This is a genomic window from Hymenobacter mellowenesis (assembly GCF_030581005.1).
Taxonomy (GTDB): Bacteria; Bacteroidota; Bacteroidia; order Cytophagales; family Hymenobacteraceae; genus Hymenobacter; species Hymenobacter mellowenesis.
In genome coordinates, this window is the sequence record NZ_JAUQSX010000006.1 from 287147 (window position 1) to 311708 (window position 24562).

27 protein-coding genes are annotated in these 24562 nt (G+C 57.4%); 18 read left to right on the top strand and 9 right to left on the bottom strand.

Features of this window, described 5'->3' with window-relative positions; genetic code table 11:
* Positions 1 to 102 precede the first annotated feature (102 nt).
* On the bottom strand, positions 103 to 408 hold the full coding sequence (locus Q5H92_RS13635) for a hypothetical protein (protein ID WP_305012085.1): 306 nt from the start codon (positions 406 to 408) through the stop codon (positions 103 to 105).
* A gap of 103 nt (positions 409 to 511) precedes the next feature.
* Entirely contained in the window at positions 512 to 1525 is a 1014-nt protein-coding gene (locus Q5H92_RS13640) for an acyl-CoA reductase (protein WP_305012086.1), read from the bottom strand.
* A 198-nt stretch (positions 1526 to 1723) separates the two neighbouring features.
* Between Q5H92_RS13640 and Q5H92_RS13645 the strand changes: the two genes are divergently transcribed.
* Positions 1724 to 2074, top strand: coding sequence for a 4Fe-4S dicluster domain-containing protein (locus Q5H92_RS13645; protein ID WP_305012087.1), 351 nt, complete (start codon positions 1724 to 1726; stop codon positions 2072 to 2074).
* A 57-nt stretch (positions 2075 to 2131) separates the two neighbouring features.
* Here Q5H92_RS13645 and Q5H92_RS13650 read toward each other — a convergent pair whose 3' ends face one another.
* The gene (locus Q5H92_RS13650) at positions 2132 to 2614 is read right to left on the bottom strand and encodes a hypothetical protein (protein ID WP_305012088.1); all 483 of its coding nucleotides are present in this window, start codon (positions 2612 to 2614) and stop codon (positions 2132 to 2134) included.
* 508 nt (positions 2615 to 3122) lie between these two features.
* Between Q5H92_RS13650 and Q5H92_RS13655 the strand changes: the two genes are divergently transcribed.
* Positions 3123 to 4766, top strand: coding sequence for a vWA domain-containing protein (locus Q5H92_RS13655; protein WP_305012089.1), 1644 nt, complete (start codon positions 3123 to 3125; stop codon positions 4764 to 4766).
* 335 nt (positions 4767 to 5101) lie between these two features.
* On the opposite strand, the gene Q5H92_RS13660 is transcribed toward Q5H92_RS13655, so the two are convergent.
* The 4 genes from Q5H92_RS13660 to Q5H92_RS13675 all read right to left on the bottom strand — a co-directional run bounded on the left by Q5H92_RS13660 (position 5102) and on the right by Q5H92_RS13675 (position 7638).
* On the bottom strand, positions 5102 to 5929 hold the full coding sequence (locus Q5H92_RS13660; RefSeq protein WP_305012090.1) for a hypothetical protein: 828 nt from the start codon (positions 5927 to 5929) through the stop codon (positions 5102 to 5104).
* Positions 5853 to 6320, bottom strand: a complete 468-nt coding sequence (locus Q5H92_RS13665) for a hypothetical protein (protein WP_305012091.1) — start codon at positions 6318 to 6320, stop codon at positions 5853 to 5855. The genes Q5H92_RS13660 and Q5H92_RS13665 overlap by 77 nt, the downstream gene beginning before the upstream one ends.
* Before the next feature lie 78 nt (positions 6321 to 6398).
* Positions 6399 to 7124 (bottom strand): porin family protein, encoded by a 726-nt coding sequence (locus tag Q5H92_RS13670; protein ID WP_305012092.1) that lies wholly within the window; start codon positions 7122 to 7124, stop codon positions 6399 to 6401.
* Between the two features lie 244 nt (positions 7125 to 7368).
* Positions 7369 to 7638 (bottom strand): hypothetical protein, encoded by a 270-nt coding sequence (locus Q5H92_RS13675; RefSeq protein WP_305012093.1) that lies wholly within the window; start codon positions 7636 to 7638, stop codon positions 7369 to 7371.
* Between the two features lie 534 nt (positions 7639 to 8172).
* Here Q5H92_RS13675 and Q5H92_RS13680 point away from each other — a divergent pair.
* On the top strand, positions 8173 to 9537 hold the full coding sequence (locus Q5H92_RS13680; protein ID WP_305012094.1) for a hypothetical protein: 1365 nt from the start codon (positions 8173 to 8175) through the stop codon (positions 9535 to 9537).
* 306 nt (positions 9538 to 9843) lie between these two features.
* On the opposite strand, the gene Q5H92_RS13685 is transcribed toward Q5H92_RS13680, so the two are convergent.
* Positions 9844 to 10182 (bottom strand): hypothetical protein, encoded by a 339-nt coding sequence (locus Q5H92_RS13685; RefSeq protein WP_305012095.1) that lies wholly within the window; start codon positions 10180 to 10182, stop codon positions 9844 to 9846.
* A gap of 161 nt (positions 10183 to 10343) precedes the next feature.
* Here Q5H92_RS13685 and Q5H92_RS13690 point away from each other — a divergent pair, with 161 nt between their 5' ends.
* The 10 genes from Q5H92_RS13690 (at position 10344) to Q5H92_RS13735 (ending at position 19105) form a co-directional block, all read left to right on the top strand.
* Positions 10344 to 10901 (top strand): hypothetical protein, encoded by a 558-nt coding sequence (locus Q5H92_RS13690; RefSeq protein ID WP_305012096.1) that lies wholly within the window; start codon positions 10344 to 10346, stop codon positions 10899 to 10901.
* Positions 10902 to 11018: 117 nt separating this feature from the next.
* Positions 11019 to 11519 (top strand): hypothetical protein, encoded by a 501-nt coding sequence (locus Q5H92_RS13695; RefSeq protein WP_305012097.1) that lies wholly within the window; start codon positions 11019 to 11021, stop codon positions 11517 to 11519.
* Positions 11520 to 11806: 287 nt separating this feature from the next.
* A complete protein-coding gene (locus Q5H92_RS13700; protein WP_305012098.1) occupies positions 11807 to 12547 on the top strand; it encodes a hypothetical protein in 741 nt (246 codons plus the stop codon).
* A complete protein-coding gene (locus Q5H92_RS13705; protein WP_305012099.1) occupies positions 12547 to 12957 on the top strand; it encodes a DUF2846 domain-containing protein in 411 nt (136 codons plus the stop codon). The genes Q5H92_RS13700 and Q5H92_RS13705 overlap by 1 nt, the downstream gene beginning before the upstream one ends.
* Positions 12958 to 12967: 10 nt before the next feature.
* Entirely contained in the window at positions 12968 to 13981 is a 1014-nt protein-coding gene (locus Q5H92_RS13710; RefSeq protein ID WP_305012100.1) for a sensor histidine kinase, read from the top strand.
* A gap of 6 nt (positions 13982 to 13987) precedes the next feature.
* Entirely contained in the window at positions 13988 to 14680 is a 693-nt protein-coding gene (locus Q5H92_RS13715; RefSeq protein ID WP_305012101.1) for a LytR/AlgR family response regulator transcription factor, read from the top strand.
* 144 nt (positions 14681 to 14824) lie between these two features.
* Positions 14825 to 15397: a recombinase family protein gene (locus tag Q5H92_RS13720; RefSeq protein ID WP_305012102.1), complete on the top strand. Its 573-nt coding sequence runs from the start codon at positions 14825 to 14827 to the stop codon at positions 15395 to 15397.
* Positions 15398 to 15553: 156 nt separating this feature from the next.
* Entirely contained in the window at positions 15554 to 16843 is a 1290-nt protein-coding gene (locus Q5H92_RS13725; protein ID WP_305012103.1) for a hypothetical protein, read from the top strand.
* Between the two features lie 304 nt (positions 16844 to 17147).
* A complete protein-coding gene (locus Q5H92_RS13730) occupies positions 17148 to 18038 on the top strand; it encodes a DNA/RNA non-specific endonuclease (protein WP_305012104.1) in 891 nt (296 codons plus the stop codon).
* A 326-nt stretch (positions 18039 to 18364) separates the two neighbouring features.
* Positions 18365 to 19105, top strand: coding sequence for a hypothetical protein (locus Q5H92_RS13735; RefSeq protein WP_305012105.1), 741 nt, complete (start codon positions 18365 to 18367; stop codon positions 19103 to 19105).
* A gap of 51 nt (positions 19106 to 19156) precedes the next feature.
* On the opposite strand, the gene Q5H92_RS13740 is transcribed toward Q5H92_RS13735, so the two are convergent.
* Entirely contained in the window at positions 19157 to 20476 is a 1320-nt protein-coding gene (locus tag Q5H92_RS13740) for a DNA cytosine methyltransferase (RefSeq protein WP_305012106.1), read from the bottom strand.
* Positions 20477 to 20625: 149 nt separating this feature from the next.
* Here Q5H92_RS13740 and Q5H92_RS13745 point away from each other — a divergent pair, with 149 nt between their 5' ends.
* From Q5H92_RS13745 to Q5H92_RS13765, 5 genes are all read left to right on the top strand, one after another.
* Positions 20626 to 20916, top strand: a complete 291-nt coding sequence (locus Q5H92_RS13745; protein WP_305012107.1) for a helix-turn-helix domain-containing protein — start codon at positions 20626 to 20628, stop codon at positions 20914 to 20916.
* 46 nt (positions 20917 to 20962) lie between these two features.
* Positions 20963 to 21961, top strand: coding sequence for a Cfr10I/Bse634I family restriction endonuclease (locus tag Q5H92_RS13750; protein ID WP_305012108.1), 999 nt, complete (start codon positions 20963 to 20965; stop codon positions 21959 to 21961).
* Between the two features lie 686 nt (positions 21962 to 22647).
* Positions 22648 to 23037: a hypothetical protein gene (locus Q5H92_RS13755; RefSeq protein WP_305012109.1), complete on the top strand. Its 390-nt coding sequence runs from the start codon at positions 22648 to 22650 to the stop codon at positions 23035 to 23037.
* Positions 23038 to 23058: 21 nt separating this feature from the next.
* Entirely contained in the window at positions 23059 to 23886 is an 828-nt protein-coding gene (locus Q5H92_RS13760; protein ID WP_305012110.1) for a hypothetical protein, read from the top strand.
* Between the two features lie 477 nt (positions 23887 to 24363).
* Positions 24364 to 24528: a hypothetical protein gene (locus Q5H92_RS13765; RefSeq protein ID WP_305012111.1), complete on the top strand. Its 165-nt coding sequence runs from the start codon at positions 24364 to 24366 to the stop codon at positions 24526 to 24528.
* Positions 24529 to 24562 lie beyond the last annotated feature (34 nt).

Here is a 24562-nt window from a genome sequence, read left to right on the forward strand (position 1 = left end):
TGCCCGCAATCAGTAAATCCTTGTGATTTGATTAGTGGTGGCGGGCAAGATGCTTCGCTGCGCTCTGCACGACGTTCCTGTTTGCGCGCTTGGACTTGACTACTAATAAAAATCAAACCCCAGCACCGCGCGCAACGGCAGCGAAGTGCCCGATTTCAGCGTGAGGTGGTCGGCATCGGCGGCCCAGATGGTGGTGGCCACGCGCTTGGTTTCGCCGTCGGCGGTCTGGAAGTAGATGTCAAGCTTGCCGTGGTAGGCGTTGCCGAGGGTCACGGCGCGGTCGGCATCGGCGCGGCGGCGCTGGCGGGCGGCTTCGTCGGCCAGCACATCTTCGAGCGCGAAGTGCAGGGTGCCGATAACTTCTTTCTCAACAATCTCGACGGTGGGGGCAGTGGGGATAAACGACATAGCAAAGGCAAAAAAAAAGGGTGGGTATTCGAAATTGGGCGCTTACGAATACCCACCTAAACGTTGTTTTAACCGCAACCGTCTACTTTTTTGCGGGAAAAATCTACGGTAATTCAGCCAGGAATTCCATGGTGTCCACGCGGTCAGCGTATTCACTCACACCAGGCTGCTGCGCTTGGCCAAACGGCAGGCTGCCCGCAAACCGCGCCCCGGCCGACACCACGCACTGCGTTTGGGCTGCAATGTCGGTGAGTTGGTCGACCAGGTCGATTTCGCTGCTGTATTCGGCGTAGAAGACCATTGAAATAGGCGAAACCAGCGCCTCGCTGGGCCGAATGAGGAAGAACCCGTTGTCGAAATGCGGCTCCCGATTCACCAGCAGGATGCTCTTGTTATAGTCGTAGTTGTTGTTGTATTTGTGGTGGTGCAGCACGGTTTCGAACGGCTGCAGCGCCTCCATCAGCGGCACGAAGTCGTAGCCGGCAGGCACGAAGAGCTTGCTCACGTTGCGGCAGCCCAGGCCGTAGTATTGGAATATATCTGCGCCAAGCCGGGCCAGTTCCTCCGCGCTTTCCTGGCCCGTGAGCACGGCCACGCTGGTGCGGTTGCGCCGGATGAGGTGGGGCTTTTTGCCAAAATAATACTCGAAATAGCGGGCCGTATTATCCGAGCCGGTGGCAATGAAAGCGTCGGCCGCATTCAGCCGTGGCAGCACCTGAATAAACTTCAGGAAGCGCGGTTCCAGCTTGGTCAGCTCCTCCAGCAGCCAGAGCATCAGCACAGTGTCATCGGCGCTGAGCTTGGCCAGCAGCACGTGCCCGTTGAGGAGCACACACAGCACGTCGTGAAAGCCCACCATGGGAATGTTGCCGGCCATCACCACCCCAATTTTGTGCACGGTGGTGGGCTCGGCCGGGTAGCGGCCGGCCCAGCGGCGCAGGGGTTCTTCGGCCAGCATGTGCGCGAGGCCGGCCACGGCCGCCGCCACGCTGGGCCGGTCAAACCAGGCATTTTGGTTGCGGGCGCGGGCCGCCAGCGCGGTCAGCTCGTCGGGGGAGAGGGAGGCGAGGCGGTGGCCCAGGGCCACAAAAGCAGCCAAACGTTCGGATTGATTCATGAAGAAGAGATAGCAGCCCGGCGGCGCGCCGGGCGCCGAAAGGCAGGAATTGCCCGCAAAATTGAGCGAAACCGTGCAAACCCCGCCGTCGTTGGTTAATTTTGTTGGGCCAAAGACCGGCGCGAGCCGCCCGTTTTACGTAAAGCTCGCTCAAACCGCTTTGGTTTCCCCCTTCACCCCCAGACCCCCCGACGCCCCATGGCCATCATGATAACCGACGAGTGCATCAACTGTGGTGCCTGCGAGCCGGAATGCCCCAACAACGCGATTTACGAAGGCGGCGCCCAGTGGCGCTGGGCCGATGGCACCTCGCTGAAAGAAGTGACTACCGGCGACGGCGCCACGGTATCGGGCACCGCCCCCCAAACGCCGGTTTCGGATGAGTACTACTACATCGTATCGGACAAGTGCACCGAGTGCGTGGGCTTCCACGAGGAGCCGCAGTGCGCCGCCGTGTGCCCCGTGGACTGCTGCGTGGACGACCCCGACATGCGCGAAACCCGCGAGCGCCTGCTCGAAAAGAAAGAGTGGCTGCACATCGCCGCTTAATTCGTTGCCCGCTCAACAAAAAAGGCCGCTTCATCCGAAGCGGCCTTTTTTGTTGAGCTATTGGGGCGTTGGGGCCGCGGTTTGCGGGGTCAGCTTCACGCCGGTGTATTGTTTGGGGTTGTCGACGGAGGCAATGGGCTCAATGCTCCAGCGCTTGTCGTAGCGGCTCACGTTGGCCAGCTTAAGCAGGGTTTCGTAGTTGGCGGTGTGGCCGGACTTGGGTTTCACAAAAAAGCTGTTCACCCGGAGCGTAGCGGGGTCGTAGCTCACGTCCAGGCCCGTGGTGTCGTGCCAGTAGGTATACACGGTTTCGGCACTGCCGGAAGAGCCATTCTGCGACATGGTGTTCTGGTCGGGCCGGATGCCCTGGCCGGCCAGCGGCTGGGCAATTTCGTTGGCGTTCAGGCCCAGCAGCGCGGGCACATCAAAAGCACGGTTGATGGTGGGTGCAGACGCGGTAGCCGGAGCCTCGGTGGCCGGCTGGTCGGCGGTAGCGCAGCCCAGCAGGAAAGCCAACGGCAGGAGAGGGGAGTAGCGCATAGTTTGAATATATTTAAGATGAAGCTTCTGTATACGAGCAAGAAAGGAATGTTGTCGAGAATTGATGCTTCAACCTGCTCTGAATCGCCAAATTCGCACTTTAAAATCAGCTTTGGATGCATTGTGGCAAAAGTGGAACCGGTCGCGCCGGAAAGGTCGCGCCGGAAAGGTCGCGCCGGCTTCGCGATTCCGTTCAATGAGGGGCGGAGCTCGCCTAGCCGCAGCGTGGTTCAGGCTGTAGGGCAGCCCCGGAGCCTGGGTTAAAAAGAGGATGGGTTACCTTGGCCCGGTTGCCGGTATATAAGGGCACAGGCAGCGCTGCCTGTGTTTTGCCTCCCCCGGACCCGGCCCTTGGCGGCCGGCCGGCCCCGTCGGGCTGCCGCTGGATTTTCGTCGCGAAGAAACCCCAGCCGCCGCCCGTCCTCCGCAAAGTCGCGACTTGCGGCGGGACGTGTGACGGGCGCCGCCCGCCGGAGGCCGCTTTCCATCCCCCTATTTTTCTTTTCTCATGAAGCTCAACTGCCTGCGCCCTCTGTGGGGGCTGCTGGTGGGCGCGTGGCTATTGCCCGCCTGCCAGCAACAATATTCGACCGAAAAGATGGAGGCGGTGGCCGTGGCCGAAACGCCGGCCGCGCCAACGGACGCAACTGAACCGGCCGACTCCAAAGCAGCCGATACCACCCAAGAAAGCCGCGAAAACTACGCCGTCATCCACGAAAACCCGTTTCTGGACGCCGCGCGCAACCCGCTCAGCACTTTCGCCATCGATGTCGACCGGGCTTCCTACGCCAATGTGCGCCGCTTCCTGGCCCAGAACCGCCAACTGCCCCCGCCCGACGCCGTGCGGCTGGAAGAACTGGTCAATTATTTCCCCTATAAATACCCCCAGCCGCGCACCGGCCCGGCCTCGCTGAACGCCGAAGTGGCGGCCTGCCCCTGGAACCCGGCCCACCAGCTGGTATTGGTGGGCGTGCAGGGCAAGCAGGTGGACACCGAAAGCCTGCCACCGGCCAACCTGGTGTTCCTGCTCGACGTGTCGGGCTCGATGAACGACCCGGACAAGCTGCCCCTGCTGAAAGAATCGTTGCAGCTGCTGGTGCGCGAGTCGCTGCGTCCCCAGGACTACGTGTCCATTGTGGTGTATGCCGGGGCGGCGGGCGTGGTGCTGCCGCCCACCTCGGGCGCCGAGCCCGAAACCATTCTGCGGGCCCTCAACGCCTTGGAAGCGGGTGGGTCCACGGCCGGCGGCGAAGGCCTGCGTCTGGCCTACCAACTAGCCCGGCAGCACCAGCGCCCCGGCGGCAACAACCACATTATTCTGGCCACCGACGGCGATTTTAACGTGGGCGAGCAGAGCGATGCCGACATGGAGCGGCTGATTACCAAGGAGCGGGAGTCGGGCGTGTTCCTCTCGGTGCTCGGTTTCGGAGCCGGCAACCTGCAGGACAGCAAAATGGAGCTGCTGGCCGACAAAGGCAACGGTAACTACGCCTACATCGACCAGCTCGGCGAGGCCCGGCGCGTGCTGGTGCAGCAGTTCGGCGGCACGCTCTTCACGCTGGCCAAGGACGTGAAAGTGCAGGTCGAATTCAACCCCGCGCTGGTGCGCGAATACCGCCTGCTGGGCTACGAAAACCGCCTGCTGGCCGCTGAGGACTTCAACGACGACCACAAAGACGCCGGCGAGCTGGGCGCCGGCCAGCAGGTCACAGCCCTCTATGAAGTGGTGCCGGTGGGCGCGCCCGCCACCGCCAGCGCCTCCATCGATGCTCTGAAGTATCAGACAACCGCTACTACCCGCGCTGCCGCCGCCAGTCCCGAGCTGCTCACCGTGAAACTGCGCTACCAGGAGCCGCAGGGCAGCCCCAGCCAACTGCTCACGCTGCCCGTGCGCGGCGTCCGGCTGGGCGAGCCCATTGCCCAGGCGTCGGAAAACCTGCGCTGGGCTGCTGCTGTGGCCCAGTTTGGCTTGCTGCTGCGGGGCTCCCGCTATGCGGGCACGGCCACCTGGGCCAGCACCACTGAATTGGCGCGCACGACCGACGGGCCGGATGCGGACGGCACGCGTACCGAATTCCGCGAATTGGTGCAGCAGGCCGCCGCGTTGGGCAGCAGGGAAAATGTCCTTCAGTCAGCTGCAAGGAAGGACTAGGAAAAGTGGCGCTGCAGTGCCTGAGGGAGATTTTACTCAACGGTGGAATTCGAGCCACTGGCCGATGCACGTAAACCATCATGCCAAACGCTGAAGAAAGACTCGTTGCCTACTACCCTTTTTGTTTTGATAATAAAAAAGGCCATTTCCGTGGTGGAAATGGCCTTTTCTTGCAAACTGACGGTCTGGAAGAGACGTCTATTCGCTTGTCGTGGCTTAAACTGAATTAATTAATAGGTCTTGATTGGCTGGAATCGCATTTTTCGTGGGTGACGTTGGGCATGGGTGAGCGGCAATGAGCCTGCCCGTGCCACAGGTTCTGCCACAGAACGGGCTTATTTAGCCTTTCGCATCAGGACGTAGTTGCGCGGAATGGTCCCCTGTCCAATCGTGAAAACGTTGTTCTGAAATACTTCGTAGCCTTGGGCTTCGTAGGCATTGATTTTGGCAAACAGGGGTGCAAAATGGTAGTCATTCTTCTCCTTGGTCGCTTTTACTGAGACAGATTCAAACTTTCCCGATTCATTGGTAATCATCAGCTCATTATCAACCTGAACGATACTGATATACAGGTACTGCTTGCTGTCAGTCGGCGTTTTGGCCGCGATGATGCCGCCGCCAATTAGCAGGGTCAGAAGCAGTATGAGGAGTTTGGGGGAGGACTTGGTGAGCATAAAGGGAAATCTTCGTGGAAGCGCAATTAAGCACCGAATTGGCTGCCTTCGGGCCGCGTCCGAGTTGGACTTCTTGCTCACCGTACGGGCCGTTTTGCGGAAGAAAGCCAGCAGCTCTTCCTCCGTCATGCCCAGGTAGCGGTTGAAGCTGGATTCGGTCCGGTGGCCGGTGGCGAGCAGGGCGTAGCGGCGGCAGATTTCGGCGCTCACCTGGGCCTTGTTCAGCTTTTGGCGCGTTTTCTCGGCGGCGTGGTAGGCGGCCTGCGCGGCCCGGGTGTAGCGCTCCAGTACCAGGTTGGTGTCGGCGGCGAAGTTGCCGGGCGCGGGCTTGACTCCCTCGCGCTTAGGGTTCCAGTGCCTAGGGGCGCACTTCTCGCCCGAGCACCAGCTGGCCGCGACCCGGGCGCGGTGGTTAGGGGCGAACGTTGGTGAAGACGCCGCTGGTGAGGGTGGGCGCCGTGATTCCCGGGTTTGGATGCTTGGCGCCACTGGAGAAGGTGCCGGAGAAGGTGCCGTCGCTGTTCGGGGTCAGCGTGTAGGCATCCGCAGCATACAGGATGATGATAGCGCCGCTATCGAACTGCTGCAATTGGGTAAGCTCGTAGGCCGACGCGGGGTCGGACGTGCTTTTGACGTAAAGAAGCCGGAGTGTTTCCTTGCCGGCCGTCAGCTGGGGCGCAGTCGTCAGGTCCAGGGTCAGGTAATCGGTCCCCGCATTGGTATACAGGTCCGCGGTGGCCGTGCAGCTTACCCGCCGCCCGTCGCTTACATAGCTGGCGGTGTTGGCGGTGGACTCGGGGTCGTTTTTTTTAGAGCAGCCCATGGTACTGAGCAGCAGCCCGGTGGCGAGGAGGTAGAGGGCGAGCAGGCGTGGTTTCATAGCGAGTAGATAAGGGTGATGACCGCCGCCAAGTGGCAGCTGACGATTTTTTTAACGGCCGGGTACTTTTAGCCCAAGTTACCCCTGTTTGCCAAACAGGTAAGTGAGGGAGCCCTGGAACGCCCGGTTGTAGTAGGCCGGATTGCTCCCAGACACCCCGTTGTACAAATAGCTGTTGGCCAGGGAGCGCAGGCCCAGACTGTAATTAACCTGGAGCAGCAGGCCTTGGTAGCGGTAGCCCAGGCCCGCCTGCAGGCCAACGTCGAAGTGCTGGGCATAGTATTCAAAATCGCGGGCGGTGCTGCTGATGGGGGTGATGGCCCCCCCGAAGGTGAGCGGCGTACTGCCATCCCGGGGCGTCAAGATGGTTTCGTAGCGGCCGCCCAGCAGCACACCGAGGTAGGGGCCGGCAAAGACCTGGGCCCCTTGCCCGTCGCTTCCCTGGGTGTAAGCCAGGGAGAGGGGGATGGTCAGGTAATGGAGCCGGTTGCGGTACTCCGCGTCAGCCGTACTTGTAGGGACGTTGTTGCCCGTGCGGACATCGGCGGTGTAGCGCTGTGTGAACCCTTTTTGGGAATAAAGCACGGCCGCTTGCAGCGCAAAGTGGCCTCTCCCCAGGTTAGCAGCCAGCCCGGCCTCGAAGCCCGGGCGGTAGCCGATGGTACCGATTATTGGCTTTTCGGGGTAGTGAAAGGTTGCCACGTTCAGCCCCACGCGCGGGCCGATGCCGAATGAGGTTTGGGCCTGGGCCTGGTGGGCGAGCAGCAGGGGAAGGCCGGCCAGCAGGAGAGGAAGGATTCGCATCGGGTAAAAAAGGAAGGTGGAACCGTGTTCCTTCTGAACGCAAAATAGCCACAGTAATTGTAGGCGGGCAGGCCGTGCTGCGTGTCCGGCGTGCAGACCCAAAACGTGAAGCGCAGGAACTGGTAAAACACCGAATAATAAGCGGCCTTGATGCGTAACGAATGGGCAACAACCAAGCGCAGTCGGTATCCAGGCAGATAGGCGAGCAACGCCACAACCTATACCCAGTTCATTCAAACGGTGGTTAGTTCCATCCAGCTACCGCCACCGCAAGCTGCTTTCGCAGGACCGCAAGGGCTGCTTGTTCATTTTTTGCTGGGCTGCTCAGATGGTCCTCCAAGGGCATCTCCGCTGCCGTGCCCCGGCCGGTTTTGAAGTCGGATAATACCACTGCCACCCCCTTCGGGTTGGGGGTAATTGAAACGGCGTATACCAGGTATTGCGCCGAAGGCCCGCTGCCGGTGTGGAGTACTGCCCGCTTATCCAGGTTGGCATAGGTGGTGGCAGTTCCCAAGGGCAGCGCAGCTTGGGAGGGGACGGGTGTGCTCAGGGTGGCTTCGTACCAGCGTTGCACCAGTGTCTGCCGTTGCCTTTCGGTTTTGACTGAAGCAGGCCAGGTGAGCACAGTCCGAAACTCAACCTTATCGGTCTGGGGGTTGCGGGGCCAAGGTTGGCCTGAAGCGGTTGAGGTGAGCCACAGGAGCAGGGCCGTTAGCATTGTTCTCATCGTTTCATAAGAAAGGTATCAAAGTAAACGCAGTAATTCAGTTGAAGGAGGGCCTAGTTAGAACCGTCTATGCAAGATTTGGCGTGCTATATTCGTTTGACTACCAATAGTACGCGTCGCTGCTCTCCCTGTTTTATGCTCGTGCACCAGCCTTTGTCTTCCCTCCTCGGCTGGGCGCTACTCAGTTGCTTACGCTACGGGATTTCACCGGCCGGCCGGCGCTTTCACTGTGCGTTCTTTTTTTGCCTCCCCTGGATGCTGCTGGCTGGGTCGGCCGCGCATGCGCAAGCACCGGCGTGGCAAAACGTTCACCCGCTGGAAATGCCCGGCCATGTGACCGCGACCGTGGCGGCCAATGGTAGCGTCTACGCGGTAGGGGTGCTGGTCCATTACGAGCAAAGCGAAGGGGACCCCGAAAGCGGCCCGGTCAGTACCGGCAGCACTGCCTTTGTCGCGAAGTGGAATCCCACCACGCAGCGCCTACTATGGCTGGTGCAAATGGGAAGCCGGTTTCGGGACGAGGGCACGCCCGCGGCCCTCGTTGTGCAGGACAGCATCGTGTACGTACTGGGCCAATTTGACGCAGCGTCGCAGGGCTTTGGCCACCCCGTGCGCGCAACGGGTCGCGGCGATGTCTTCGTGACCCGCCTAACTGACCACGGCACCCACGCCACTGCCAACTGGACGCAACCGCTGGGCTACCCCAACCGCTACACCTGGGCCCGCCACCTGGCCTGCGACGGCGCGGCTGTTTACGTGGCCGGCACCACCGAAGAAGTGGAGAGTCGCCTGGACCCGGCGACCAGCCAATGGCTGCCGCGCGCAAGCCGTGCCTTCGTGGCAAAGCTCACCGATGCGGGGACTCGCGCCCTTCCGGGCTGGCAGCACACCTGGGACGTGCGCCGCGGCTACCACGAGGTGGTCGCCCTGGCAACCCAACGGGGCCGGGTGTACCTGGCCACAAACACCTGGCAGCCCACCCCTTCTCCGAGCGAGCCCCAGGGCTGGCGTGGGGAAGGCATGCTGCCCGCGCACGCCAACTACCGCGTGCACCTGACGCAATTCCGCAGTCAAGGCGCCGGGTACCGCATCGGGTGGACCCATACGGAAGCCGGCCAGGGCGCCGGCCTGGCCCTGGCCGGCAACGCCCTCTACGTTACCGGACGCGCGGATGCCGACCACGCGTTTGGCCACCCGCCGGCCGACGCGCAGGACGTCCCCGGCGACCTATTCGTGGCCAAACTGGTCGTGACCGGCACCACTGTGCAAACCGCGTGGGTGCAGCGCCTGCGTGGCACCGGCCACGACGAATACGCCCGGATGCCCTACGTCGCCGTGCGCGGCCGGCGCGTGTACCTGGCGGGCATCTTTGCCCTGCCCCGCCTGGCACTGGACAGCGTGGTGCTGCGCAACTCCAACCGAAACAGCGGTAACCGCAACCTATTCGTAGCCCAACTGACCGACGCGGGAGCGACCAGCCGCTTTGACTGGGCCCACCGCTTGGGCAACGAGCACGCCGCGGATTTCGGGGCCTTCGCGTTAGACGGCCCCCGCCTGTACATAAGCGGCTATTTTCAGGGCTACCGCAACCTGCCTGTGCTGCTAGGCAAACAGCAGTTCCTGGTTCCCTATGAGAACGTTGGCGATGGGGTGCTGCTGCAAGGCTGGCTGCCGGTGGGCCCGTAAACGGGCGCGGCCTGTGTGCCAGGCATTCTGCCGATATGGCCACCGGACGAAGTGCACCTGCTTTTGCACCGCACCCTTCTTGAACCACTTGGCCGAACCCTCCGCAAGCCACAGCCCCGTGGCAAGAAGGCCGCCCGCCCGCGATTTCAACTTAAAAAAGGCAGTGCACTCGAACGGTCAAAAAGCAAACAGCTACTATTGGGTTCAACGAGCATCATGCCGGTGTTGCTTCCAGGCGCCGAGGGCTTGCTGATAAAATTGTTGCATTTGCGCTGGGCTTCCGCCCATGTACACCCGAAATGTGGTCTAGTCCTTCTTTCGGACTTGTAAATAGGGGCTGTCAAAATCGGGGACTTTGAAGACGGGGTCCACCGCGGCGATGTCAGGATAAAAGGCGTATTCGCGCTGGTGCTGACCGGGGTCCCGCCCGTCGAGCCAGTAGTGAGCCATGCGCCGGTCTGTAAAGAAACTGCCGGCCTTCCGGAAGGTGAAATTGGAATAAAATAGGTGGACGGTTTCCCCATTGTCCAGCAACCCCGTGCCACGGAGAAAGGCCACCTCGTTGGGGGATAAGCGGGCCCCGGTTTCGATGCGGTTGCACGAGCACAAGAGCAAGGCAAAAATCGCGAAACAGAAAGCCTTCATAGCATGTACCCCGGCACCGCGCCGAGAATTGGCAAAGATGCAGGTGCACTCCTTAATAACCGCCCGTATGTTCAGCGAAAGGGTTCGAAGCCAGCCGAGAATTCTACTCGCTGCGGGCATGGAAAATAGTTAAGTTTACGGCAGTTGCTTCAACCTGCATTATGGGACTTGACATTCTACTCGGCGCTAATAACCAGGCGGATTTGGACGCGGGCCACTATAACCCCGATGACCATCGGCTCAGCCGCAACTTTTGCCACTTTATGTGCCGGCGGAGCGCCATTGTGGGCCTTCCGGAACTGGACCAGATTGGGCAACTGACGGGCGTGGACATTGCGCCGCTCTACGAGATGGAAGAGTATGTATTGCCCGAGGACCTGGCGGCGTGGCTGGAAGACGAGGACAACGAAGCAGAGCGGAACCGGCTCGTGCAGCAGACGGCCGCCGCCGCCGCGGCCATGGCCGGCAATATTGAGCGGGTCACCGCCACCGTGCAGGCCTTACTCGCGCACCTGGCGACCATCGAGCATTTGCCGAGTCGGTTGCTGCCGGATAAGGAAGGCACATTCGCGGATGAAGGCGCCTACTTTGCGAATTTCTTTGCCTCCAAAATGAACCGCTTTGACAATACTTTTGGGCAGGACCTGCGCAATCTGAACAGCTTTCTGCACTATGCGAAAAGCAAAGGCAGCGAGACGGTATTTTTTGTCTACGGCTAAGAAGGGCCAGCGAGACTTCTGTCCTTGAATTTTGCCCGTTCACTTCAACGGTCAGACCCGCAAAAGCAAAGTATATTCACCCCAGCGCGGGGCCCGTGGCCCTGGCGTGGCACCCGCATGAAATTTCTATTTCGCGTCCGCTTTCTGCTCGGCATGATTGCCTTGCTGCTGCTGGTGCTGTACCTGCAGCGGGCGGCGGGAACTCGCGTGAGCAACCGCTTGGGCGGGCCGGTGGAAATCGCCTACGCGCAGGGGTACGCGCGCCACGTTTTGTGGCTCGGGCTGCGCTTCTTCGTGGCCGGGGTCGGGGTACCGGTGGCCATTGGGCTGGCGGTGTACGGCTGCTTGCGGTGGCGCCACCGCGGCACGCCCCGCGGGCCCCTGGGCCGCCCGTTGCTGCTGGCCACGCTCGCGGCGTGGGCGTGGGGCTTGCTCGGGGTTGTGGCCTATGCCGTGGTCCCAGCTGGTTGGAAGCCATTCTATGCGCCGGGCGCGTTTCTGCTCGAAGCGGGCATGGCCATCGCCGCGGCCCGGGCGGGTTACTACGACCGGCGCCCCACCTCGCCGCCGGTGGCGGGCATCACCCTCAGTGGGGGCCACCGCCAAGCGGGCCGGTAGGGAGCCGCACCACGGCCGGTTCGTTCACTTGAATGGTCGATTTGGAAGCAAGGGCATAACGCACGAGAGAGCATTCCCGGTTTTCTTCCGCTTTGCCCAGCCCTCTAAGTGGGGTTCCACAACGGTTGGCTGCCAGTATGCTCTGCGGCTTTGACCGCGGTGATGCGCGACACCACAAACCTGGCGGGTTTGCCCACAAAGTTTGTGGCGTTGGCCACACGGCTTTGCCGGGGCTGCGGGGCCGCGGTTGTTTTGAAGCGTCAACCACTCCTCACTCCCTATCCTGTATGCAGCGCTTCCTGTTTTTATTTCTCCTGATGAGCCGGGCGGCTATGAGCCAAACGGTCGACTCGGCCCAGGTCACGGCTTTCCCGCCGAAAACCAATTACAAGTTTGGCATCATCACCGAACTCGGGTTCATGCTGGCCCACACCAGCACGCCCAACATGCAGTCGTTTTTTCGCCAGAACAACATTGAGCGGGACGCGTCCATCGACCCGTTTGTGCACGTGAATGCGGGCGGGCGCTACCACCGGCTGAAGGGCCTGTTTCAAATTGGGTATGGCTTCAATTTTGTGCCCCCAGATGAGCAGGCGGCCCTCGTGGCCCGGCGCACCTACGCCAGCTACTCGGGCGCGCTGCTAGGCTACGACATCCTCAACGGCCGCAACCAGCGCCTGTACCTCAACGTGGGCGCGGGCGCGCTGCACTACGACTACGCGGTGTACAACCGCACCAACCAGCCCGTTACGTTTCAAAGCCTGACGCAGTACAGCCAGGCCGGCAACATTCCTTCCTTGAAACTAAACAACGCGTACTGGGACATCAACCTGGAACTGACCCAGCGGGAGAAGCGCAAATCCGACATTTCCAGTGTGTTGCGCCTGGGCTACCGGCGGGGGTGGCAGGCCAACGCCTGGGAGTCGGGGGCGTTTCAATTGATTGGGGCGCCTACGGACCGCATCAGCCAGTTCTACTTCCAGGGCAGCTACTACTTTTCGAAAAACTACTCCAAGGCCGCCAAGTGATGAAAGCATCTGTGCTCGCGCTGGCGTGGCTGCTGTTGAGCAGCTGGGCCACGGCTCCCGAACCACCCCAGGGCACCCAGGCGCGCCTGGTGATTTACCGGCTCCGCGAATTTAACGGCAACACCTACGACATCAGGATTAACGACCAGAAGGCTGGCAGCCTCCCCACCAAGCGCTACCTGCAGCTAGACGTGCCGGCGGGGCCGGTTAAAATCGAGTCGGTCAAAGATTATTTCTCCGACAACCAGACCGTGCGGCTGGAGGCCCGGCCCGGCCGCACGTACTACGTGAAGGCCGTGGAGGAAATGGATTTCCTCACCCGCGCCCTGCTGCTCGCGCCCGTGCGGGAGGAGTTGGGCCAGCGCGAAGTGCAAGGTCTCAAACCCGCGGCCAAGACCCGCACCAACTAATTTGCCCGTTATGCCTCGTATCCGGCTGGCTCCGGCCTTGCTTTTCGCCGTTGCCTTCACCGGCCTGCTCGCCTACTGGGGCCGGCTGCTGTACGTGGGCGTGTGGCACAACGCGGCGGCGGCGCCCGAAGTGGGGAGTTTGGCCCGGTACCTGCTGGGCATTGGGCTGCTGCTGGCCGGCCTGGGGGCCGTGGCCCACCTCAACTACCGGCTGGCGTTCCGGCGGTGGGCGCTGGGCCGCAACACTGGCTGGAGCTACGGCACGTGGCTGTGCGCGCTGGCGTGGGGGCTGTTTGAGCTGCTGCAGCTGCGGACCGACCACGTGCCCGAGTTTATCGACGAGAACCTGCTGATGACGGCCGTGCTGCTGGCCGTGGTGGTGGCGTATGGCTACGTGGCCGATTCGTTTCGGGCCCGCCGGGCGCAAGACCATCTGCTGCAGCAAAAAGTGGAGGCCGAGCTGACCGCGCTCAAGGCCCGGGTGAACCCGCATTTTCTGTTCAACGCCCTGAACACCATCTACAACGAGGCCCAGCGCGTCGACAACGAAACAGTGGCCGACCTGATTCAGCAGCTGGCGGGCATCATGCGCTTCACCCTGCAGGAGTCGACGCAACCGCTGACGTCCATTGAGAACGAGTTTTCGTTTCTGGAAAAGTACGTGGCCCTGCAGCGCGCCCGCCTGCCCCAGCGCGACGACCTGCGCGTCTCGACCCAGCTGGAATGGGACGGCCAGCCCGCCGCCATTGCCCCGCTGCTGCTGCTGCCATTCGTCGAAAACGCCTACCAGTACGGCATTAGCTTTGCGCAGCCCTCTCACATCGACTTGGAGGTGACGGTAGAAAACCGCCGCCTCCGGATGCGGGTGGCCAACAGCATTGCTCCGGCGGCCGGCCGGCCCGGCCCAGGCACGGGCATTGCCACCGCCCGCCAACGGCTGGCCCTGATGTACGCCGGCCGGCACGAGCTGCACATCGAGCAAACTGCCAATGATTTCACCGTTTCCCTAACCATTGACCTGTAGAAACTTATGCTGCACGCCATTGCCATCGACGATGAGCCCGCCGCGCTGGAAGTGCTGCAGCGCTACGCGGCCAAGGTGCCGTTTCTGGAGCTCACCCACACCTTCCTGAGCACCAGCGAGGCACTGGCTTGCCTGCACACCCAGCGCGTCGACCTCGTGTTTCTGGACATTGAAATGCCCGACCTGCGCGGCCTGGACTTCGCCCGGCTGGTGGCGCCCCTGCAAAAGCCCATCGTCTTCACCACCGCGTACGCCGAGCACGCCGTGGAAGGGTTTTCGCTGCAAGCCCTTGATTACCTGCTCAAGCCCATTGAGTTTGGCCGGTTTCTGCAGGCCTGCAACCGGGCGTATGCCCAAGGGCTGCCCGCGCGAGAAGGGCCGCCCGGCATTTTCGTCAAGGACGGCTACGACTGGATTCGGGTCAACGTGGAGCAAGTGCTTTACATCCAATCTGATACCAATCTGCTCTTCATTCACGAGCAAGGCCGGCAGGTAAGTACCCGCATGACCATTGCCGACATGCTGGCCACCCTGCCGGCCCAGGACTTCATCCGGGTGCACAAGTCCTACATCGTGGCGCTGAAGGCCATTCGCAAAATCGAGCGCCACCAGGTCACCGTGGGCACGGTCACCATTCCGCTCGCGGAAAGCTACCGCGAGGCCCTGCAAACCCGCTTACTCAAAAAGAATGGGCGTTAAAAACAGACTGCCTGGGTGGCGCACGGGGCAGATGCTAGCAGCTAGCTTTCGGCCGCATGCTACTTCCTGCCGACATTGCCGATGCTACGCAGATAAGGGCAAGCCCTCGGCACATATCATGGTCCCGAACTAAGTTCACCAACTGTGTGCCTTTGCCGAGCAGCATGTATTTACAAGGTGTTTACCGAGGAGGTATCGGGCGGCAAGTCCGACCGCAGCCAGTTTAAGCAGCAGCTGCTCGAAGCCTACCAGAAGAAATTCGACCTGGTCGTGCTCTGGCGCCTGGACCGCTTCAGCCGCGAGGGCGCGCTGCCCACGCTCAAGTACCTGAAGGAACTGCGCGACCATGGCGTTAACTACAAATCATTGACTGAATCCTACTTCGATTCGCTCGGGCCGTTCGGCGATGTGATTGTCTCGATGTTAGCCACCATCGCGGCGCAGGATTTCAGAAAATACCAAGGCGGCGGTGGCCAAGAAGAAAGCGGCCGGCGCCAAGCTGGGCGCACCGACGAAAGCGGCAGACGTGGTGGCCAAGGCGCGGGTCCTGAAAGGGGAGGGGAAGTCCAACGGCGATATCCTCCAGCACAGGGGTCAAATACGTCGCAACCTAAGAGTAGACTGCCACCCTTTTTCGTTTGGATAATAAAAAAGGCCATTTCCGTGCTGGAAATGGCCTTTTTAGCAAACGTCTGCGGTCTGGACGGGACTCGATAATGCGAGAAAAGGCCAATTTGGGGTTGTTTCTAGCCTTCTGACTGCTCCAATGCGATACGAAAAGCAGCACGATTTGCTGTGCTAAAAAGGTCATTTTCAGGGTGAAAAGTAGCAGAATAAGCGCTATCTTCGAGTTGTACCAAATAGGATAATTCCATGAAGACTAGCGCTTATCTACGACCACCGGCACGCAATAGAGAGTGTTCCATCAGCGTCCGCTATACCCACCGACACGCCTACTTCGCGATACGAACAGGCTTGACTGTCCTGCCCGAACACTTCGACCAGGACGCAGGCGCCGTGCGGCGGTCCCACGATGACTGTAACTTGATGAACGCCATCATCGACCAACGGAAGGCGACTATCATGACAGCGGCTCGGAAGCTGCTGCTGCAAGGCGAAGACCCTACAATAGAAAAGGTTAGGGACGTGCTCAATGGCGTAGTTGCCGCTCCACCTGCCGTACTGGCCCTTCCCACGCCCACACCAATTCCCGAACCTGAACCCACCCCGCGAGTCACGCGAACAAGCCGTAAGGTGACTATTGTAACCACCGAGAAGAACCGCTTCCAAGAATTACTGACACTCTACGGCCAAGGTTCAGTGCATGATGCGGCATCAACCAAGAAAGACAAGGCGCTGTTTGTTAGGATAGTGGGCGAGTTCCAAACGTGGTATGGTAAAGAATTGACTTATGACAAGATGGATGGGGCGATGTACGGCAATCTGGCGAAGTACTTCTTGGACGAGCGAGGCGGCTATAACAACGTCTTCGGCAAGCGTATCAAGGAAATGAAATCGTTCCTGCGGTGGAGCGAGGTAGAGCATGCCATTCACCCGCACCAAGCTTACCGGAAGTGGAAAGTGTATCATGAGGAAAAGGAGATTATCTACCTCACGCAGGATGAAATAGACCTGTTCTGGTACGCTGACGGCCTGACACCGCAGATGCAGAAGTATCGCGACGTGTTCCTGTTCAGCTGCCTCACTGGCTTCCGTTGGAGCGACATCATTCGCAGCAAGCAGATGGTCGTGCAAAACGGCTTGCTCACCATCCTCACGCAGAAGAATCGAGGCAATGCCAAAGTGCCGATGAACGAGCGCATCCGGGCCATCATGGACCGCTACAATGGCGACCTGAATATTGTGACTCTACAGAACATGAATGAAGGCATCAAGGCGCTGGCCCAACGACTCGGCATGACCGAAGAAGTCTACTACTATCGCTACAAGTTGAAAGAGGCCGTGCCGTTCCACGAACCCAAGTACAAGCTGCTAAGCGCCCATTGCGGCCGGCGCAGCTTCATCACCAACGCCTTCACGCAAGGCTTCTCGGTGCCGGAAATATTGGAAATGATTGGCAGCACCGATGCCAAGGTGCTCGGCGGCTACATGGCCATCACGGGAAGCCATCTGGTGAGCAAGACCAAAGAGCTCAACAAGTAAAAGTGGAGAAGTGCGAGTAATGCCAGGGTCTGCTATTGGTTCGCTTATCTTTAGGTAACTAATCGCCGACCCTGTGCTTTCTCCCCGCCGCGCTCTTGCCTTCGCTTTTCTGTCCAGTACCGTCTTATGGGCACCTGGCTGTAACAAAAACAGTGAGCCAGCCCCGCAGCCACAGGTACAGAAGGGCGAAATAAGGGGGGCATTCTCTCCCGCCGGTTCTCTGGTTAGCGTCACAGCGACCCCAGTAGGAGGGGGCACGGCCGTCACTGCCAACCTGCAATCGGGCGCGTACTCCTTTGCTGATTTGCCTGTTGGGGATTACACCTTGGCCTACGTGGCTGCAACGGGTTATTTAACTCCCGCCTCGCTCGTCGTGGCCATCCGGGCTAATACTGCCACGCAGGTACCCGCCCTAACTGTGCTGCCGGTTCCCCCGCCGTTACCCGAGCATCTAACTTTAGGCAACCCCAGCGGCGCGGTTACCGACCCTGCTTTACCTAGCAATTACCTGCTGTATCGGACACAGTACGCTGTATCCTACAACCGTGACCAAGGCAAACCCAACTGGGTGAGCTGGCACCTGAGTACATCATGGATAGGTTCGGCCGCCCGCCAAGACGATTTCCGCGCCGACCCCGACCTGCCCACCGGCTGGTACCGCCCTGGTGCTACTAGCTACACCAATTCAGGCTTCGACCGCGGTCACAACTGCCCCTCGGCCGACCGCACCAGTACGGTTGCTGATAACTCGGCCACGTTCTTCATGAGCAACATGATGCCCCAGGCCCCACGCAACAACCAGCAAACGTGGGCCAACTTGGAAGACTACTGCCGCGACCAACTTGCCACTGGCAACGAGGTTTATGTCATTTGCGGCAGCTATGGACAGGGCGGTACAGGTAGCAATGGTTTCTTGGCCACGCTAGACCAAGGTCGTATCCGTGTGCCAGCCCATTGCTGGAAGGTGGTGGTCATTCTGCCGGTAGGCAATGACGACGCTTCACGGGTTAGCGCCAGTACCCGCGTCATCGCCATTGACACGCCCAACGATAACAGCATCAGCACTACATGGGGCACCTATCGTACCAGCGTGGACGCTATCGAAACCGCCACGGGGTTGGACATTCTCTCTGCGGTGCCCACAGCCGTGCAGCAAGTAATTGAAGCCCGAGTTGATAACGGCCCAACTAGTTGAGTAGAGTTGAAAAAGGCTTCGGCTTCACGCTCATCTACTGAGCTTAGGAGTTTGCTTAGAACTCGAACCTGCTAGCCAAATTCAGACCGTATCGCGTCCGTTCAGTTCGAGCATCTCTCCCAACAGCTTACCTGCTTGGGTGTGCTACGCGAGTTAAATTCTTGCTTAAAGTCATAGTAAACGACCAGCTATATTCGCTGATTCGAATTCAATAAGCTCAATTGGCTTTAAATTGATAGTTACTATTTGTTAGTTTCGATAAGTTGGAACTAACCTCAGAGTTAATGTACAAAATAAAAACGAACTGAAACAAATTTCAAAACCCAATGAACATCAACAAGCTAATTACGCCAAGGAATCAAGCACTCTATGATAGAGTGCAGTCGAATTTTAAAAAAATACAATACGCTAAGTCAAAAGATTCTTATTGGTCTTCAAACGTCGATGGAAATAATATTGCTCATATATCTTATGCGAAGTCAAATCACGAAGAGGCATCGTTTGTGCATGAGCTATTGCATCTAGATGTTCAGAGTAGAGGCTATAAAAGATTGCGTGTTGGGATGTCTGCTTGGGACAATACGCCTTTCTTTAAAAGATTAATGTCTGCTCTTGATAATGAGTTGCAGCATCATAAAATGTATAAGGGATTTCTGCATTTGGGCTATGCACCAAATGAGTTCTATGCTGATAGTGATGTTCTTACAGAGAAACGGATAATCAAAAATCTTATGCAAAATTCGGATAATATCAGGACTTATTATCTTGATTTTTTGACTCTAATTGCTCCGGGCGGAAGTATATCTGAAGCAAACAAGGAATACCTGCTTAAAGCATACAAGGCTAAAAACAGCAGCAAATTTGCGGCTTTTTTCGAACACGTCCAAAGCGTGTTTTTAGATTGGGAGGCTGATAGTGACTTTAATGCGGAGCCCTACCTAATGAGGCTTTTTAATGTAGTGCCGGGCGGTGAATTTACCTGGTTTGGTTATGGTAAAGCAGCAGAATTTCCCAATAATGGATTTTTCGTAGACAAGGAGTTTGAAATAGCACAGCCCTCTACTTAAACTGCTTTGTAAAACAACAGAAGGAAAATATTTTCCCTCTGTTGTTTTAATTCATATAGTCGCATCAAATAAACTCATTTGTGACTTCTGAATACGCATTGGCTTAGCACTTGCGGCCATTGCCAGTGCAACATGTATTACTGAAGCTGGAATTCGGCCCAGCATCGGTGGGACGGCGTTGCCTATCTGCTTAAGCTGTTGCCATTCGCTGGTTTGGAGTACAAAACTGTCAGGGAAGGTTTGCAGACGCATAGCTTCTCGAACCGTTATAAAGCGGTCGTGTTTTGGGTGAATCCATTCACTTAAGTCACGGTGCATCTGTGCCAAGAGCGTATGTGCTGGCAGTGCGCCATCAAAACGCCGCCATTTTTCAGGACGGGCATTGTCCCACACATCTTTAGGCAGTGAGTCAGCTTTTTTCCCAGGCTTAAGCAGTTTGATAAGAGCTAGGCGCCGTGCCTGGATTTCCTTTGTGTGGTGGTTGTACAAGGACTGCCCATTTACTGCCTTTCCAGTAATTTTCTTGTACGTGGCGGCTTTCTCTTCTTTTGTGAAAATATCGCCGTCGGTGTCCAAGCGCATCTCCCGCTGAAAGTATGTGGGGGCGCTGCATTTGGGGTACAGGATTGGGTCAGTGTTGTTGGTTGTCACTTCCTCAGGTAAGTCCGAAATGGCATCATCCACGCTCACGGGTGCTTCTACTAGAGCCTCTGCCGTGGCGTCGAAAATCTCTTGGAGGTTCTGCGAAAGGGTTTCTGGTTTTGTGGCTAAGATGAAAACACGACGCCGAGCCTGCGGAACGCCGAAGTCAACTGCGTTCAACACCTTGAGGCCTATGTTACTGTAGCCGATACTTTTTAGGGAGTTCAAGATGCGCTCCTTAAACATGCCCTTTTTCATTAGCAGCATGTTGGGCACGTTCTCTATAAGTATGAACTTCGGGTGCAATAGTGTTGCTAAACGTATCATTTCCAAGTACATCTCGTTCCGTGGGTCAGCAACGTCACGGGGGCCAATTTGGCTGTAGCCTTGGCAAGGAGGCCCACCGAAAAGCAGGTCTAGCGTTTCAGTGTTGGCGTAAGTCTGGCGGTGCTGCTCAAACACTTCTGGCGTTTCAGCGGGCAAGAAACCCGCTACGCTACCGTCATATAAAGGTATTTCGGGAAAGTTGAGTCTGTAGTTGACAGCGGCATACTTATCATATTCTACTGCCCCAACTACTCGAAAGCCCGCCTTCTTAACTCCAGCGCATAGACCACCAATGCCTGAGAAAAGTGAAAGTGCTGTGTAGTTGGACGTTGCTGTTGTAAGCAACTCCTTTATCCATTTTTGAGTGACCATCCCGTCGTGACTTCCGTCAAGTTTTGCCAAAATCTTTAGTCTGTAAAGATAGTACACAGGTGTGTACCATTCACTGCTGACGTGACTAATAGTCCACATCCTCTATATGTTAATAGCCGAAATAAACTTTTATGAAAACCTCAAAGTGTGACTCATAGTCCGTAGACTTATGGTCTACAATGCATGAACATTTGAGGGTGAATGAAACTGCCACACCCAATTCTACCCTGTTCTCTGCCGCTTTTGGTAAAGCGTTAAAGAATAAACGAACCGCCCTAAATCTCTCGCAGGAGGAGCTAGGGTTTCGCAGCGGCTTGGACCGCACTTACATAAGCGGCATTGAGCGTGGGACTCGTAATCCCACGCTATTGATTGCTAACCGTATAGCCGAAGCATTAGCAATTCCGCTGAGCGTACTGATAGCCGAGGCTGAAAAGCCAATGCAGGAAGGGGGCGCCAGTGCCGTTTGAGCTAATACCACCGGACATCTGCTTGCACTGCCCTTATGGGGTTTGCGTGGAGTACTTTGGAGACAAAAAGATTAAGGGCCGTGATACGCAGTATCGGCTTAAGCAAAACGTAGCATCATTTTGTGCATTTGACCGATGGGTGCCGGGTACTTATGTCTATAGTGAAGATGCAGCTTTTGCCGACCCGACCATTGCTTGGAGCGATTTGGTAAATCAAATCATCAAAAACAGCACAATCGCAGTAACCCGGCGCATTGCTTCAGGGCAATTGAAAGCTAGTCCTAAAGGTGGAATGTTCACCCCTGGGCAAATCGCTAAAGTAAGTGGTGACGTTTTTCAAATGTTAGTAGGGGTAGTGTTATGGAATGCGTGCGTAATCCATAACGCAACCACCATAGCCTCTGGAGTCGAAGGGCCCATTTATGCTATTTTGACCCTAGGTGATAACTATGATTTGCGCACGCTACTCGACGAAGAAGGTGCTGCACAGTTAACAACCCTACAACGTGAACTGGCGCTTCACGATACGCAACTTGCATATTCCACTCCTGATTTTGTAGTGATTGACATTTCTGGAATGAACCCTGAAATACAGGCGCATTTTAATGAAATGCTCACTAATCTAAATCCTGATAATCAATCAAAGCTGTCTTACTCAAAGGCGATGTTGAGAGGGCGAATACGCCCACAAGAAATCACCGCAGCTTTGGGACTAAAAACTTCAATTCGCTCTGATAGAATGTATCAGCTTCTTTTTGAGGCTAACGCATGGAAATTTATCTGGCGAGCAGCTTTTAATCTTTCTCCTTCGAAGTATTACGCCATTTACAGTGAGGACTATGGTGCAGCCCCTGCCAAACTACAATCTGTAGAGTTCGGTAGTGTAGACATACAATCAAACAAGGCCGACAAGGCTATCAACGGCGTATTTCCAACGCAGCGACCTTCTGACCTAATAGCAACCCTCAACACTATTCTTACAGGCGTTACTCCAACACCACCTGGTCGCTCATCTGGGCCTGTGCTATCGCTATTTGACGAATAGTGTTCTACTCTGTGACTACTAAGACAGCACCACATAAGATTGCGTCCTCGTCGTCCAGGTCGAAGCTCACCCCGGAGACCTGAGCTACCGCTGCCATCGCGGCTGGGTTCACTTCGCCCTCACAGTCGAATATAGAATAAGCTACATATTTAGGTCCGCTTCCTAGCACATCTACCAATGCCGGCGCGCAACCCAATAGTATAGGTACGGATGCGGGAACGCCCACCAGCCCCGTGGTCGGGTTGGGCATTGTCAGCCCTTCAGTGGAAACTGACTGCGGGGACCGCTGGGGTAGATAGAGGGTGGCAATCATGCGGCAAGAGTTGTGGGTAAGGTGCGGTTAAGCCGCATCCAAAAAAAAATGATGCATTGTTCTATCAATAATTTGCGCTTATCCAAGATAAGCGCAACAACAAGCGCCAGAGGAATTGTAAATCAGATGTTTAACCTCTATCAATAGCTATTGATAGGAAGTAATACAATAGCAATTGCCAATTGCCTGAATTTCCTTTGCATAAAATCTAAAAAGGCGTAGCAGTCACCTGGCCCACCCCCTCACCACGACCCCGCCGGCCGGCACTGCAAGTTAACTACAAGTCGGATTGATTCGGTTGCCCGAGGCACGCAAAATGCCTCAACGGTTACTGCTATGCCCAAATTTCTCACTTCCCTGATTCATTTTCTGTATGAAGAAAACCACCGATTACAACCAGCGCGCCCGTTCAATGGCAACCTTCGAAGCCGACAAAGACTACGAAGGTTTTATGCCGAACCCCTGGGACTACCAGCAACTGACCACTCAGTTGGAGCACCACGGCGATGGGCAATACACCGAACACCACCCGGTGCTTTACGACACCTACTTTGTGCCGTGTGGCATGATGATGCACGTCAACACCATCACCGACCGCGTCGTGATGCGGGTGTGGTGCCAGTCCCAGGACCAGTACCTGGAACTGGCGTTCAGCGGCAACCAGTACCTCGACTACCTCCAGCCCGACGATTCCGGCTGGGACGACCTGCTGAACCTCGTCTTGGAAATCGGCACCCCATCCATGAGCCGGGACGAAGACTAATTCTATTACTCACAACGGTCGTTGCAATCCCGCATCGGCCATATTAAACCCAAGCCAATGGCACGTTTACAAGACGACCCCCGCTACTACGTCGACTACGACCCCGACGAAATGCCCTTTGAGGACTACTACCTCACTCCTGAAGAAATGGAGGCTTACGAGGAAGAAGAAACTCGCCGTGACCACCACGACGCCTTCACGGCCATCTTTGCGCAAATGGCTGCGGCCAAAGTGCGTAAGTCGCAGCACAAAGTGCTGGCCGAGAAAATCCAGGCCGCTTCCGACCTGCCCGAGGCCAACACGGCGACGCCGCACCCGCTCTTGGCGAATCCCACTCGCCGCGGCCTGCGCCGCCGCAATGCGATTATCGTCGAGTACCAAGGCCAAAACTATTACCTGTACGAGCTTGTGCTGATGCTAATCCCAGGCTGCACCAAAAACCGCTATTCTGCGATTTACTGCCGCATAGCCAAAGGTGGATGGGCTGTCGAGGAAGCTATTTTTAAGCCGGTGAATGAACGCCCTCGGGCCGGTCATGTCAATCGGCTATTGCCCGGTAGCCAGGCTCCAAGCGTTCCAATAACTACCGCTGCAACCGTTACTAGCGAGGCGGGTTCGCCCTTCCGGTTTCGGCGTAATCCACCTTTGATGGTAGAGTTCCAGGGACGTCAAATACGCTTTGTGGATTTGGTTGCCAACCACCGACCCAATGCCACTAGAAGTTACTACAGCGCAGTTCGGTCCCGAATTTTCCAATACGGCTGGGATGTAGCCGAAGCGCTGACCACTCCTATTGGTGAGGCGCCCCCGACGCTCCAGCGCAATCAACGGCAACCTGTTCAACTGTAGTTATAAGTGAAGTCCCTCGCCACCCGAGGGCCGGTCGCAACCGAGTGGCCGTTTCAGGTAGGTGCTTTCGTCGGCACCTACCTGCCCAAAAAACTAGCTAGGGAAAGCGCCGTGTCCGCGGCCATCAGCATACACACAATCAGCTTGGGTGTGTGGTGAGTCGTGCCATGGCCCTAGCGCAAAGGCAGTATTCACCGCCAATCGTTCTTTGATAAAATGGGGTGTGCGTCGATGCCCAAACTGAAGGGTGTCGTTCGGCACGCCGTCGCTCACGGAGCCCCTGCTACGCCGGGCCCACGCTCAGGCTCCTACGCCTAGTCTAGAACGGGCGAACCCTGCAACAGCCTTTCTGCTCCACTTCCTGAGGGGTTCCGTGAGCTACCCCTCTTATGATGGACTAAAATCGGCCCAGGAAAATAAGCTGAAAATAACCGGGACAAAGCCCAAGGGGACGCATATAAAATTCATAAATAAATCATGAATTACGACATGCATACCCCCAAGTCCAGCAAGAGCATTAGCATAACGCAGGTGGTTCACGAGGCCTTTGCCGATTACGTCAACAGCCTGCGCAGTGAGCATGGCCGGTTTGTCACCGCCAACGAAGCTCTTCGCACACTGCTGGCAGCAGTAAAGAAATAACAAAGGCAACCGGCACACTGGCGTCATCAGCAGT

Excerpts from the sequence above, each read along its gene's own strand:
- Q5H92_RS13635 (WP_305012085.1), bottom strand. The coding sequence starts at position 408 with ATGTCGTTTATCCCCACTGCCCCCACCGTCGAGATTGTTGAGAAAGAA.
- Q5H92_RS13640 (WP_305012086.1), bottom strand. The coding sequence starts at position 1,525 with ATGAATCAATCCGAACGTTTGGCTGCTTTTGTGGCCCTGGGCCACCGC.
- Q5H92_RS13645 (WP_305012087.1), top strand. The coding sequence starts at position 1,724 with ATGGCCATCATGATAACCGACGAGTGCATCAACTGTGGTGCCTGCGAG.
- Q5H92_RS13650 (WP_305012088.1), bottom strand. The coding sequence starts at position 2,614 with ATGCGCTACTCCCCTCTCCTGCCGTTGGCTTTCCTGCTGGGCTGCGCT.
- Q5H92_RS13655 (WP_305012089.1), top strand. The coding sequence starts at position 3,123 with ATGAAGCTCAACTGCCTGCGCCCTCTGTGGGGGCTGCTGGTGGGCGCG.
- Q5H92_RS13665 (WP_305012091.1), bottom strand. The coding sequence starts at position 6,320 with ATGAAACCACGCCTGCTCGCCCTCTACCTCCTCGCCACCGGGCTGCTG.
- Q5H92_RS13670 (WP_305012092.1), bottom strand. The coding sequence starts at position 7,124 with ATGCGAATCCTTCCTCTCCTGCTGGCCGGCCTTCCCCTGCTGCTCGCC.
- Q5H92_RS13680 (WP_305012094.1), top strand. The coding sequence starts at position 8,173 with ATGCCCGGCCATGTGACCGCGACCGTGGCGGCCAATGGTAGCGTCTAC.
- Q5H92_RS13685 (WP_305012095.1), bottom strand. The coding sequence starts at position 10,182 with ATGAAGGCTTTCTGTTTCGCGATTTTTGCCTTGCTCTTGTGCTCGTGC.
- Q5H92_RS13690 (WP_305012096.1), top strand. The coding sequence starts at position 10,344 with ATGGGACTTGACATTCTACTCGGCGCTAATAACCAGGCGGATTTGGAC.
- Q5H92_RS13695 (WP_305012097.1), top strand. The coding sequence starts at position 11,019 with ATGAAATTTCTATTTCGCGTCCGCTTTCTGCTCGGCATGATTGCCTTG.
- Q5H92_RS13700 (WP_305012098.1), top strand. The coding sequence starts at position 11,807 with ATGCAGCGCTTCCTGTTTTTATTTCTCCTGATGAGCCGGGCGGCTATG.
- Q5H92_RS13705 (WP_305012099.1), top strand. The coding sequence starts at position 12,547 with ATGAAAGCATCTGTGCTCGCGCTGGCGTGGCTGCTGTTGAGCAGCTGG.
- Q5H92_RS13710 (WP_305012100.1), top strand. The coding sequence starts at position 12,968 with ATGCCTCGTATCCGGCTGGCTCCGGCCTTGCTTTTCGCCGTTGCCTTC.
- Q5H92_RS13715 (WP_305012101.1), top strand. The coding sequence starts at position 13,988 with ATGCTGCACGCCATTGCCATCGACGATGAGCCCGCCGCGCTGGAAGTG.
- Q5H92_RS13725 (WP_305012103.1), top strand. The coding sequence starts at position 15,554 with ATGAAGACTAGCGCTTATCTACGACCACCGGCACGCAATAGAGAGTGT.
- Q5H92_RS13735 (WP_305012105.1), top strand. The coding sequence starts at position 18,365 with ATGAACATCAACAAGCTAATTACGCCAAGGAATCAAGCACTCTATGAT.
- Q5H92_RS13745 (WP_305012107.1), top strand. The coding sequence starts at position 20,626 with ATGCATGAACATTTGAGGGTGAATGAAACTGCCACACCCAATTCTACC.
- Q5H92_RS13755 (WP_305012109.1), top strand. The coding sequence starts at position 22,648 with ATGAAGAAAACCACCGATTACAACCAGCGCGCCCGTTCAATGGCAACC.
- Q5H92_RS13765 (WP_305012111.1), top strand. The coding sequence starts at position 24,364 with ATGAATTACGACATGCATACCCCCAAGTCCAGCAAGAGCATTAGCATA.